Origin of the sequence: Streptomyces sp. SolWspMP-5a-2 (assembly GCF_900091845.1) — a bacterium.
Lineage (GTDB): Bacteria > Actinomycetota > Actinomycetes > Streptomycetales > Streptomycetaceae > Streptomyces > Streptomyces doudnae.
The window spans coordinates 15449-27223 of sequence record NZ_FMCI01000047.1 but is presented as its reverse complement, the minus strand read 5'-3'; the positions used below and the strand labels follow the sequence as shown (position 1 = coordinate 27223).

General features: G+C 72.9%; 11 protein-coding genes and 1 pseudogene. 6 read left to right on the top strand and 6 right to left on the bottom strand.

Translation table 11 applies throughout. From position 1 onward, the window contains the following. Together GA0115242_RS04215 and GA0115242_RS04210 are read right to left on the bottom strand one after the other, a co-directional pair. A pseudogene (locus GA0115242_RS04215) lies at positions 1 to 921 on the bottom strand (hydrolase); the annotation flags it as partial. Positions 922 to 1409: 488 nt separating this feature from the next. Further along, positions 1410 to 2378, bottom strand: coding sequence for an aldo/keto reductase (locus tag GA0115242_RS04210; RefSeq protein ID WP_093824644.1), 969 nt, complete (start codon positions 2376 to 2378; stop codon positions 1410 to 1412). A 260-nt stretch (positions 2379 to 2638) separates the two neighbouring features. On the opposite strand from GA0115242_RS04210, the gene GA0115242_RS04205 reads away from it, so the two are divergent. Genes GA0115242_RS04205 through GA0115242_RS04180 form a run of 6 tightly spaced genes read left to right on the top strand, consistent with a single transcriptional unit; the run spans position 2639 to position 8996 of the window. Beyond that, a complete protein-coding gene (locus tag GA0115242_RS04205) occupies positions 2639 to 3637 on the top strand; it encodes an endo alpha-1,4 polygalactosaminidase (RefSeq protein WP_093824642.1) in 999 nt (332 codons plus the stop codon). 17 nt (positions 3638 to 3654) lie between these two features. Next, on the top strand, positions 3655 to 4938 hold the full coding sequence (locus GA0115242_RS04200; RefSeq protein ID WP_093824650.1) for an ABC transporter substrate-binding protein: 1284 nt from the start codon (positions 3655 to 3657) through the stop codon (positions 4936 to 4938). 23 nt (positions 4939 to 4961) lie between these two features. Continuing rightward, complete coding sequence (locus GA0115242_RS04195) at positions 4962 to 5924, top strand: carbohydrate ABC transporter permease (protein ID WP_093824639.1); 963 nt, start codon at positions 4962 to 4964, stop codon at positions 5922 to 5924. After that, the gene (locus tag GA0115242_RS04190; RefSeq protein WP_256089366.1) at positions 5921 to 6754 is read left to right on the top strand and encodes a carbohydrate ABC transporter permease; all 834 of its coding nucleotides are present in this window, start codon (positions 5921 to 5923) and stop codon (positions 6752 to 6754) included. Before GA0115242_RS04195 ends, GA0115242_RS04190 begins: the two co-directional genes overlap by 4 nt. Next, entirely contained in the window at positions 6751 to 7698 is a 948-nt protein-coding gene (locus tag GA0115242_RS04185) for a carbohydrate kinase family protein (protein ID WP_093824637.1), read from the top strand. Before GA0115242_RS04190 ends, GA0115242_RS04185 begins: the two co-directional genes overlap by 4 nt. Further along, on the top strand, positions 7695 to 8996 hold the full coding sequence (locus GA0115242_RS04180) for an alpha-glucosidase/alpha-galactosidase (RefSeq protein WP_161352995.1): 1302 nt from the start codon (positions 7695 to 7697) through the stop codon (positions 8994 to 8996). The genes GA0115242_RS04185 and GA0115242_RS04180 overlap by 4 nt, the downstream gene beginning before the upstream one ends. A 19-nt stretch (positions 8997 to 9015) precedes the next feature. Here the strand turns inward: GA0115242_RS04180 and GA0115242_RS04175 are convergent, their stop codons facing one another. From GA0115242_RS04175 to GA0115242_RS04160, 4 genes are all read right to left on the bottom strand, one after another. After that, a complete protein-coding gene (locus GA0115242_RS04175; RefSeq protein ID WP_202554909.1) occupies positions 9016 to 9690 on the bottom strand; it encodes an ankyrin repeat domain-containing protein in 675 nt (224 codons plus the stop codon). A 29-nt stretch (positions 9691 to 9719) separates the two neighbouring features. Further along, entirely contained in the window at positions 9720 to 10247 is a 528-nt protein-coding gene (locus tag GA0115242_RS04170) for a flavoprotein (RefSeq protein ID WP_093824631.1), read from the bottom strand. Between the two features lie 110 nt (positions 10248 to 10357). Beyond that, positions 10358 to 10546 carry a ferredoxin gene (locus GA0115242_RS04165; RefSeq protein ID WP_093824630.1) on the bottom strand — a complete coding sequence of 63 codons (189 nt, stop codon included), beginning with the start codon at positions 10544 to 10546 and terminating at the stop codon, positions 10358 to 10360. 12 nt (positions 10547 to 10558) lie between these two features. Then, positions 10559 to 11758 carry a cytochrome P450 gene (locus tag GA0115242_RS04160; RefSeq protein WP_093824628.1) on the bottom strand — a complete coding sequence of 400 codons (1200 nt, stop codon included), beginning with the start codon at positions 11756 to 11758 and terminating at the stop codon, positions 10559 to 10561. Positions 11759 to 11775: the final 17 nt, after the last annotated feature.

Sequence of the window (11775 nt, the reverse complement as noted above, 5' to 3'; positions counted from 1 at the left end):
TCCCCCGGCCGGTGCCGCCGGGGCGCCGGGGTCGGCGAAGGACTCGCCGGTCATCCCGGTCGGCGGCTGCTCCTCGGCGGCGGGCGCGGCCGGGTCGGCGCGGGTGGCGACGTAGTCGTGGGCGCCCCAGCCGAGCACGGCCTCGGCGAGCGCGACGCCGAGGCCCTCGTTGAAGCAGGAGAGCTGGCCCGCGGTGTGGTTGCAGTGCTTGCAGCGGGCGAGGTGGGCGGCGAGGTCGGGGTCGACCTTGACGGCGCCGCGCCGGTAGGTCACGTCGAGCATCCGCAGATAGCGGTGGCACTCCTGGTCGGAGGCGAGTTCGCGGTGGACCTGGAGGCACTCCTCGCGCAGCCGTTCGCGGCCCCGGCGCAGCTCCACCAGGGCGTCCCGCTCGGAGAGGCCGAGCAGCGCGGCCGGTGTCTCCAGCGGTTCGGACTCGACCTCGACGTGCCACAGCAGGCAGCGGGCGACCTGGGGCAGCCGCTGGAACGCCCCGGACAGCAGCCGCCGTCCGGCGGGCGGGAGCAGCCGGGCCGCGACCCGGTCGGCGTCCCCCGCGCCCGCCCGCAGGTCGGGGTGGAGCAGTTCGCGGCTGCGCTCGGTGTCCCATTCGGCGGCGATCCTGCGGACGGTGACGAGCAGTCGGGGCCGCCAGGCGGAGGAGGGGCCGGTGTCGCGTATGGACTCGCCGAAGAGGCGGGTGAAGGCGGCGGTGGTGAGCATGCCCGCGGCGCGCGGTCCCTCGGTGCAGAGCCGGGCGTAGGCGAACGCGGCCTCCCAGTGGCGGTCGAGGAGTTCACCGACCGGCTGCAACGCGGGTGTCGTCCCCGTCCACTTCTTCAGCTCGGCGCTGAGTTGTTCGTCCGTCACCTCGAAGCGGGGAGCGGACGTGGGGGAATTCGACAGGCCGGCGTCTTTCACGGCTGCATTCCTCTCAAGGGCATGCGGCATAAAGTCCATACCATCCGGTATGGGAATCCGATGTCGATGCGACGGGATCCTCTGTACTGGGTTCGGCATCCCGAACACTCCCTCGGCTCGGCCCTTTTGGGGCCGGGGGTGCGCCGGCAACGCCTCGCGCGCGCAGAAGGATTTCCTCGTTCCGCGCGCCGACAGCCCACACTTTTGCACAGGTCAACGAGGCGCAACAAGGGAAGCCCCGGTTTTGCGCGTGCCGCACGGAGGGCGGTTGTTCGACTCGTCGTCAATACCGTTTCCGCGGACCGCCCGGCATTATCGGCGGAACACCGGCGGCGCCTTTCGGCTGACTTTTGTCCAGTGTCGCCGTCAACCATTGGACAGCGCTTTCCCCGCACATCCGGACCGCCGGACCGGCCCGTCCCGTGCGGTCGCCAACCTTTGGACCGGCCGCCGCGCGGGAGACGGGCGGCCGGTGCGGGGCGCGCGGTTCAGTGACCGGAGACCGGGTGCGGGCCGTAGGGGCGCTCCAGCTCCGCCAACTCCTCCTCGTCGAGGGTGAGTTCCTCCGCGGCCAGCGCGTCCTCCAGATGCCCGGGGCGGGCCGCGCCGACGATCGGGGAGGTCACCGTCGGCTGGTGCAGCAGCCAGGCGAGCGCGATCCGCGCCCGGGGCTCCCCGCGCCGCTCCGCGATCCGGGTGACCGCCTCCACGACGGCGCGGTCGCTCTCCGGGTAGAGGCGGCTGCCGAAGGCGTCGGTGGCGCTGCGCTCGGTGACGGCGTCCCAGTCCCGGGTGAGCCGTCCGCGCGCCAGCGGGCTCCAGGGCAGGACGCCCACGCCCTGGTCGGCGCAGAGCGGCAGCATCTCGCGCTCCTCCTCGCGGTAGAGGAGGTTGTAGTGGTTCTGCATGGACACGAACCGCGTCCAGCCGTGCCGCTCGGCCGTGTACTGCATCTTGGAGAACTGCCACGCGGCCATCGAACTCGCCCCGATGTAGCGGGCCTTGCCCGCCTTCACCACGTCGTGCAGGGCCTCCATCGTCTCCTCGACCGGGGTGTGCGGGTCGAAGCGGTGGATCTGGTAGAGGTCGACGTGGTCGGTGCCGAGCCGGGTGAGGCTGCGGTCGATCTCGGTGAGGACGGCCTTGCGGGACAGGCCGCCGCCGTTGGGCCCCGGCCGGGTGCGGCCGTGCACCTTCGTCGCCAGGACGACCTCGTCGCGCCGGGCGAAGTCGCGCAGGGCACGGCCGACGATCTCCTCGCTGCTGCCGTCGGAGTACACGTTCGCGGTGTCGAGGACGTTGATCCCGGCCTCCAGCGCCTGCCGGATCAGCGGGCGCGAGGCGTCCTCGTCCAGGGTCCACTCGTGCGTGCCCCGGTCGGGGCTGCCGTAGGTCATGCACCCCAGGCTGATCCGGGAGACGTCCAGGCCCGTCGAACCGAGCTTCACGTACCGCATCGTCGCTGCTCCTGCCGTCGGGGGAAGATCCTCGGTGGAGCCTACGCCGTCGCGCCGCGCGCCGGGTCCGCGCGGGTCCCGGCACTTGACGCAGGGCCGGAACCGGCTGTTTGATCCCTGGACGTGCCGGCGCGGATCGCGCGGCACCCAGAGGTACGCCCAGCCGGTAGCGGACATGCTCCAAGTCCGGCCAAAGTCGCCAGGAACCCCCGTCACGCGGGTCCGAGGCGGGGACGTACCCGCGATTGATGGAGCGGAACATGCCCGCCAAGGGTGTATCCCGCGTCGGAGGTCTCGGGACGGCCGTGGGCGCTTGCCTGGCTCTCGTCCTCGGAGCGACCGGCTGCGGCCCTGTCCACGACTCGTCCGACCGCGCCCGTACCCCGGCGCCGTCGGCCTCCGACCGGCACGGCACGCCGGACTCCGGCTCCGCGGCGGAGGACGGCGCCCCGTCCTCCGCGGTCGGTTCGGCCACCGCCACGGCACGGAAGGCGGGCGCCACCCCGTCCGCCCCGCCGTCCACGAGCGGCGCGCGGAAGGCGTCAGGAAAGGTGCGGCTGCCGCCGCGGCACGCCGGGTTCGACTACCAGATCGGCGGGCCGTACACCCCGCCCGCCGGGGTCGGGATCGTCAGCCGGGACCGGTCCGCGTCCCCCGCGCCCGGCCTCTACAACATCTGCTACGTCAACGCCTTCCAGACGCAGCCGGGCGAGACCTCGTCGTGGCCGTCCGACCTGCTGCTGCGGGACGGGGACGGCGAGACCGTCGTCGACGAGGACTGGGACGAGCCGCTGCTCGACATCCGCACCCCGGCCAAGCGGCAGCGGATCGCGGCGCGCGTGAACAAGTGGATCGACGGCTGTGCGGACAAGGGCTACGACGCCGTCGAGCCGGACAACTACGACAGCTACACGCGCTCCTCCGACCTGCTGAGCGCGGACGACGCCGTCTCCTTCATCGCCCTGCTGTCCCGGCACGCGCACGCCCGGGGCCTGGCCATCGGGCAGAAGAACACGGCCGAGCTGACCGGACAGCGCAAGCGGGCCGGGCTCGACTTCGCGGTCGCCGAGGAGTGCGGCGCCTGGGACGAGTGCGGCACCTACGCGGACGCGTTCGACGACCGGGTCGTGGTGATCGAGTACACCGACGCCGGGCTGCGCAAGGCGCTCAAGGGCTACGGCGACCGGCTGAGCATCGTGCGCCGCGACGTCATGGTCTCGACGCCCGGCAGCGGCGACTACGTCCGCAAGGTCGGCTGAGCGCCGTGGCGGGCGGGATGTCCCGGCGCCGGGTGCTGCTCGGGGCCGCCGCGCTCGGAGCCGTGAGCGGCTGCGGGACGGGTGGTTCCGACGGGGTGGGAGCCGATGGGCGGGTGACCGTGGAGCTGTGGCACGGGCAGTCCGACACCGGCCGGAAGGCGATCCAGTCGCTGGTCGACGAGTTCAACCGCACCCACCCGTCGATCCGGGTGAACGCCGGGGGCGGCGGGGTGCTGGCCGACGCGATGCTGCAGAAGGTGACCGCCGCGCTCGCGGCCGGTTCCTACCCGGACATCGCGTACATCTTCGGCTCCGACCTGGCGAACGTGGCGCGCAGCCCGCGCGTGGTCGACCTGACGAAGGCGCTGCGCGAGGGTCCGACGCCGTGGAACGCGTACTGGCGGCCGGTACGGGAGGCGGTGACCGTCAACGGCCGGGTCAGGGCGGCGCCCGCGCTGCTGGACTCGCTGGCCGTGGTCTGCAACCGGACGCTGTTCCGCCGCGCCGGGGTGCCGCTGCCCGAGCCGGGCTGGACCTGGGACGACTTCACGGCCGTCGCGAAACGGCTGACCGACCCGGGCAAGGGTGTCTTCGGCACCGGCTGGCCCGGCACCGGCGACGAGGACACGGTGTGGCGGCTGTGGCCGATGCTCTGGGACCTCGGCGGCGAGGTCGTCGCCCCGGACGGCGCCCGCATCGGCTTCGCCGACCAGGGCGTCCAGGCGCTGGGCACGCTGGAGCGGCTGTCCCGCGACAGGAGCGTGTACGTCGATCCCAAGCCGGGCGGCGAGCAGATGTACCAGGTGTTCCTCAGCGACCGGATGGCGATGGTGCCGACCGGGCCCTGGCAGCTCCCGGACATCGCCGACGCCCGGGTCGACTACGCGGTGGTGCCGCTGCCGTCGTACAGCGGGCGGCCGGTGACGATCTCGGGTCCCGACACCTGGACGGTCTTCGACAACGGCTCGGCCCGCTCGCGGGCGGCCGTGGAGTTCGTGCGCTGGCTGACCCGTCCGGCCCAGGACGTGCGCTGGGACACCTCGGCGGGCAGCCTGCCGCTGACCACCACGGCCGCGGGCCTGCCCGAGTGGCGGCGGCACAGCGACCGCACTCCCGGGCTCGACGTGTTCACCGACGCCCTCACCACCGCCCGTGTCCGCCCCGTCCACGCCGCGTACCCGCAGATCTCGCAGGCGCTCGGCGAGGCGATCGTGTCCGTCCTGCTCGGTCAGGACTCCCCCGCCCGCGCGCTGCACAAGTGCGCGGAGAAGGCCGACGCGGCCCTGCGGATCCCCCGATGACTTCCCCGGTACGGGAGCCCGTCATGTCCACACTGCCTCGCGCCCTCACCCTCCCGCCCCGGCCCGCGACCACCCCGGCCGAGGCCCGCAGGGCCGCCCGCCGCCGGTCGCGCCGGGACCGGGCCACCGCCTGGGCGTTCATCACCCCCTCGGTGGTGGTGATCCTCGGCCTGAGCGTCGTCCCCGTCGTCTGGTCGCTGCTGCTGTCCTTCCGGGCGGACGACCTGGTGACGCCGGGCCGCTGGGTCGGCCTCGACAACTACCGCGCCCTGGTCCAGGACCCCAACTTCCGTACGGCGGTGGGCAACACCCTCCAGTACGCGGCCCTGTACGTGCCGCTCAGCCTGGTCGGCGGCCTCGCCCTGGCCCTCGCGCTCAACCGGCGCGTCCGCTTCGTCGGCCTCTACCGCACCCTGGTCTTCGTGCCGTTCGTGGTGTCGGCGACGGCGCAGGGCGTGCTGTTCTCCTTCATCCTCGACCCCGACTTCGGCGTCGCCAACGCGCTCCTGCACCATCTGGGCGTCTCCCGCCAGGGTTTCCTGTCCGACCCTGGGCAGGCCATGTTCCTGCTGGTGCTGATCTCGCTCTGGAGCGGCGTCGGGTTCTGCGTCGTCGTCTATCTGGCCGCCCTCCAGGACGTGCCGCCCGAACTCGTCGAGTCCGCCCGCCTGGACGGCGCGAACCTGCCCCAGGTGCTGCGACACGTGACCCTGCCCGCGCTCACCCCGGTCACGGTGTTCCTGCTGCTGTGGCAGCTGATCTCGGCGCTCCAGGTCTTCGACCTGATCTACGTGACGACGAAGGGCGGTCCGCTCGGCTCGACGACCGTCGTCGTCTACTTCGTCTGGCAGCAGGCGTTCCAGATGTTCACGGCCGGATACGGGGCCGCCGCCGCGTACGTCCTGGCGCTGGCGCTGCTGGTGACCGGTGGCGCGCTGCGGCTGGTGCGGGCCCGCCAGGGCCGTGTCGAAGGAGGGAACTCGTGAACGACCCGACGACCCCGCGCAGACCGTCCCTCGGCTGGCATCTGCTGCTGGCGCCGCTGGCGCTGGCGTTCGCGCTGCCGCTGGTGTGGCTGCTGCTCAGCTCCGTCATGTCGGACGCCGAGATCAACCGGTTCCCACCGGCCCTGTGGCCGGACGGCATCGACCTGAGCGGTTACCGGTACGTCATGGGCAACGCCCTGTTCCCGCGCTGGTTCGCCAACTCGCTGATCGTGGCGGTGGTTTCGGTCGCCTCCAACCTGCTCTTCGGGGCGCTCGGCGGCTACGCCTTCGCCCGGATGCGGTTCGGCGGCTCCCGGCTGCTGCTCGCCCTGATGCTGGCGACGATGGTGGTGCCGTTCCAGCTGACGATGATCCCCACGTTCCTGGTGATGAAGTGGCTCGGGCTCATCGACACGCTGGGCGCGCTGATCGTGCCGTCGCTGGTGACGCCGTTCGCGGTGTTCCTGTTCCGGCAGTTCTTCCTCTCGCTCCCCCGGGAGATCGAGGAGGCCGCCTGGATCGACGGGTGTTCACGGCTGCGGGTGCTGTTCTCGATCGTGCTGCCGCTGGCCAGACCGGCGCTCGCCACGGTCGCCGTCCTCACCTTCCTGACCGCGTGGAACGACCTGTCGTGGCCGCTGATCGCCATCAACCACGACACCATGTACACGCTGCAGTTGGGGCTGACGACCTTCCAGGGCCAGCACCACACCAAGTGGTCGGCGGTGATGGCCGGGAACGTGATCACCGTGCTGCCGGTGCTCGTGGCGTTCCTGCTGGCCCAGCGGACCTTCATCCAGTCTCTGACGTCCAGCGGAATCAAGGGGTGACCGGCGTGACCTACGACCTGGTGGTGATCGGGGACGTGAACCCCGACGTGGTGGTCGGTCCGGTGACCGGCCTCGCCTTCGGGCAGCGCGAGCAACTGGTGGACCACGGGCGGCTGGTGCTCGGCGGCTCCGCCGCGATCATGGCGTGCGGGGCGGCCCGGCTGGGGCTGCGGGTGGCGTTCGCCGGACGGGTCGGCGACGACCCGGCGGGCGCGTTCGTCCGCGGGGAGCTGGCGGACCGCGGTGTCGACGTCAGCCGTCTCACCGTCGATCCCGCGCTGCCCACCCCGCTGACGACGATCCTCACGACCGCCGACGGCGACCGCGCGATCCTCACCGCGCCCGGCTGCCTGACCGCGACCGGACCGGCGGACGTGCCGTCCGACCTGCTGGCCGCGACCCGGCACGTGCACGCGGCGTCGTTCTTCCTGATGCCGCGTCTGGCCGCCGGGCTGGCCGCGCTCTTCGACCGGGCCCGCGCACACGGCGCGACCACCTCGCTCGACACCAACGACGATCCCGCCGCCCGCTGGGACCGCGCCCTGCTCGACCCGGTCCTGAAGGCGACCGACGTGCTGCTGCCGAACGCGGCCGAGGCGCTCGCCCTCTCCGGCGACTCGCGGGTCACGGACGCGGCCGCGACCCTGGCCGGCCACGGGCCGACGGTGGTGGTGAAGGACGGCGCGCGCGGCGCCCTCGCCCGGCACGGCGACGAGACCCTCCGGGTGGCCGCCGTGCCGGTGGAACCGCTGGACGCGGTCGGCGCGGGGGACAGCTTCGACGCCGGGTTCGTCGCGGCACGGCTGCGCGGGCTCGGACTCCGCGCGTCACTGGCGATGGCCGCGGCCTGCGGCTCGCTCTCGACACGCGCTCACGGTGGTACGGCGGCCCAGCCGACGTGGGACGAGGCATGGGCCGTCACGGATCTGAAAGGAACTCGATGAAGATCGCCTTCGTGGGAGCGGGCAGCGTGGTGTTCACGCAGGGCCTGCTGGCGGACCTGTTCGCCTTCCCCGAACTCGGCAGCGCGCGGATCGCGTTGCACGACATCGACCCCGGGCGGCTCGCGACCGCCGAAGGCGCCGCACGGTTCATCGCGGAGCACCGGGGGGTGAAGCCGGAGATCACCACGCACCTGGACCGCAGGGCGGCCCTCGCGGACGCCGACTTCGTGATCAACATCGTCCAGGTCGGGATGGACGCGGCCACCAGGACCGACTTCGACGTCCCCGCCCGCTACGGGCTGCGCCAGACCATCGGCGACACCCTCGGCGTCGGCGGCATCTTCCGGGCGCTGCGCACCTTCCCCGTGCTGCGGGGCATCGCCGAGGACATGGCCGAACTCTGCCCGGACGCCCACCTGTTGAACTACACCAACCCGATGGCGATGAACGTGCTCTACCTGAGCCGGATCGCGCCGCGGCTGAAGGTGACCGGGCTCTGCCACTCGGTGTACTGGACGATGAACGACCTGGCCCGGCTGGTGGGCGTGCCGTTCGAGGAGGTCACCTATCTCGCGGCGGGCGTCAACCACCAGGCGTGGGTGCTGCGTTTCGAGCGCGCCGGGCAGGACCTGTACCCGCTGCTCGACGAGGTGATCGCGCGCGATCCCGGGCTGCTGCGCCGGGTCCGCGTCGACATGTACCGCAGGCTCGGCCACTACCCGACCGAGACGAGCGAGCACTCCTCGGAGTACGTGCCCTGGTACCTCTCCCACGAGGAGGAGATCGAGCGGCTGCGGCTGCCGGTGGGCGCCTATCTGGAGATCATCCAGGAGAACGCGGCGAGCTACGAGCAGACCCGTGAGGCGCTCGACGCGGGGCGCCCGCTGCCGGTCGAGGGCACCATGGAGTACGCCCCGCAGATCATCCACAGCGTGGCGACCGGGACGCCCCGCACGGTCTACGGCAACGTGCCCAACCGGGGCCTGATCGAGAACCTCCCGGCCGACGCGGCGGTCGAGGTGCCGTGCCTGGTCGACGGGACGGGGGTGCGGCCGACCCGGATCGGGGCGCTGCCCCCGCAGTGCGCCGCGCTCAACCGGGCGTACGTCTCGGTCACCGACCTGGTGGTCAGGGCGGCCACCGACGGCGACCCGCGGCACATCAGGCACGCGGCGATGGCCGACCCGGCGACGGCCGCCGCGCTGCCGGTGGAGCGGATCTGGGACCTGTGCGACGACCTCGTGCGGGCCCACGGGGACCTGCTCCAGCCGGAGTTGAGGGCCGTACTGGGGCACTGAACGACGGAGGGCGACCGGCTCAGAGCCGGTCGCCCTCCTCCAGTTCCACGCCGTGGACGGTGATCCGGTCGGTGCGTTCGGAGCCGCCGACCACGCGGATCCAGCTCTCGACGGTGAGTTCGGCGTCCCGCAGCTCGAACCGGAAGCCGCCGTACATGCCGGGGACCGGGAACCAGCAGACCGGGTGGTCGAGTTCGGTGAGCGGTTCGAGTTCCGGCAGCCGCAGGGCGTTCCAGGCGGGGATGTCGGAGCCCCGGCCGTCGTCCGCGCGGAACCGGATCAGGCGGTGCAGATGGCCCTGGAGCCGTGCCAGGTCGCCCGGCGGCAGCGGCTGTCCGATGCGGGGGCGCAGCAGGTCGGTGAGGTGGCCGTGGCCGCGCGCGGTGGCGAGGTCGAGGGCCCGGTGTCCGTCGCGGGTGCGGAAGGTGCGCCAGGCGCCGAGGTCGAGCAGGGCGCGCACGATCTCCTCGGACGCGCCGTGCCAGGCCGCCTGGTGGAAGGGGCTGAAGCCGCTCGCGCCCTCGATGCGGCCGAAGTTGACCCAGCCGCGCTCCCGGTCGAGGATGCCGAGGACGGTCTCCCAGTCCGCGTCACGGGCGGCGTCGGCGAGCCGGTCCCGCTCGGCCACCACCTTCTCCTTGTAGGTCGACCGACGGGTGACCCCGTCCCACTCCGCACTCCGTTCACCAGCCATGACGCCGAGTGTAGGGACCGGCGCGGAGGTCACTCCACCAGTTCGAACGCGCGCTCCCACCCGAACTCCGGCCGCGCGCCGTCCCCTTCGGGCACGCCGGACCAACGCGCGCCGAACCGCACGCCCATCCCGCGCAGCCGGGTCAGGCTGTCCCGGTAGGCCGGGTGGACGGCCAGCGCGTCGGCCACGCAGGGCAGTACGGCGACCGGGACGCCGAGCCCCGACGCCTCGCAGAGGGTGGCGACGGCGAGGGTGTCGGCGAGTCCGGCCGCCCACTTGTTGACGGTGTTGAAGGTGGCGGGCGCGGCGACGACGGCGTCCGGCGGCGGGAAGGGGCGCGGTTCGCCCGGGGTGCGCCAGGCGGAGCGGACGGGCCGCCCGGACAGCTCGCGGGCCGCGTCGACGTCGAAGAATCCGGCGGCGGCGACCGGGGTGGCGATGACGCCGACCTCCCAGCCCCGGCGCCGGGCCCCGGTGATCAGCTCGCCGACCCCGGCGGCGATCCCGGCGGCGCAGACGACGACGTACAGGAAGGGCTTCCCGTCGGGTGCGGTCATCCGGGAACCCTACTCAACGGGCCGCGCGGCACCGGGGGCGGGCCGGGCACCGGGGCCTTCCCCGCCGGACGGGGAGGCGCGCGGGCCCGGTGGTCCCCCGGTCCCGCCGTTCAGCCGTCGGTGACGGTGATGGCCCGCACCGGGCAGGCCCGCGCCGCCTCCCGCGCGAGCGGATCGTCCCCGGGGCGGACCGGCAGCAGCGCGCTGTACCCCTCGTCGTCCTGGGTGAAGACGTCCGGGGCGGTGAGGGCGCACTGGCCCGCGCCGATGCAGACGTCCGTGTCGATGTCGATGCGCATGACCGGAGCCTCTTACCAGGTCACGGGGAGTTCCAGCATCCCCTGGATCGTGTCGCCCGGTTTGCAGGGGATCTCCTCGGCCGGGACGGCGAGGCGCAGTCCCGGCAGCCGGGTGAAGAGGGTGCTCAGGGCGATCTCCAGCTCGGCCCTGGCGAGGTTCTGGCCCAGGCACTGGTGGATGCCGAAGCCGAACGCGACGTGGTGGCGGGCCGGACGGTGCCAGTCGAGGGCGTCGGGCTCGGGGTAGACGTCCTCGTCGCGGTTGATGACGGAGGGGGCGAACAGGACGCCGTCGCCCGCCCGGATGACGGACTCCCCGACCTGGATGTCCTCGGTGGCCCGGCGCATCAGGTTGTCCGCGATGGACAGCATCCGCATCAGCTCCTCGACGGCCCCCGGCAGCAGCGAGGGGTCGGCCTTCAGCTCGGCCAGCCGTCCCGGGTTCTGGAGCAGCGTGAAGGTGCCCAGCGAGATCATGTTGGCCGTCGTCTCGTGACCGGCGATCAGCAGAATGGTGGCGAAGGAGACGACCTCCGCGCGGCTCATCGCGCCGGTGCGGAGCCTGCCGTGGACGAGTTCGTCCAGCACGCCGTCGCCGGGCTCCTTCTCGCCGAGCTTCCTGGTGATCAGCTCGTCGAGGTAGGCGTCGAGGCGGGCCCGCGCGTCCAGCACGTCGGCGGTGGTCGGGCCGCGCAGCAGCCGCCGGGACTGCCCCTCGAAGAAGTCGTGGTCCTCGTAGGCCACGCCGAGCAGGGCGCAGATCACCGTGGAGGGCACGGGCAGCGCGAAGGCCGTCACCAGGTCGGCGGAGGTGCCCGCCCCGGTCATCGCGTCGATCCGCTCGTCGACGATCTCCTGGATCCGGGGGCGCAGTTCGGTGGCGCGGCGCAGGGTGAAGCGGGGGACCATCATGCGGCGCTGGGCGTGGTGGACCGGGTCGTCGACGCCGAGCAGCGCGATGGAGCGGTTGCGGACACCGGCGAGGCGTGCGGTGGTCGTCGGGAAGTCGGGGTGGGTGCGGTCGGTCGACAGGCGCCCGTCGGCGAGCAGTTCGCGGGCGAGCGCGTGTCCGGTGACCAGCCAGGCGGGCCGGCCGTCGTAGAGGCTGACCCGGGCCAGCGGCCGGTCGGCGCGCAGCGGGTCGTAGCCGGTGGGCGGCTGGTAGGGACAGGTCCGGTCCTGGGGGAAGGCGACGGGTCGGGTGTCCGTCATGGAAGACCTCGCAGACG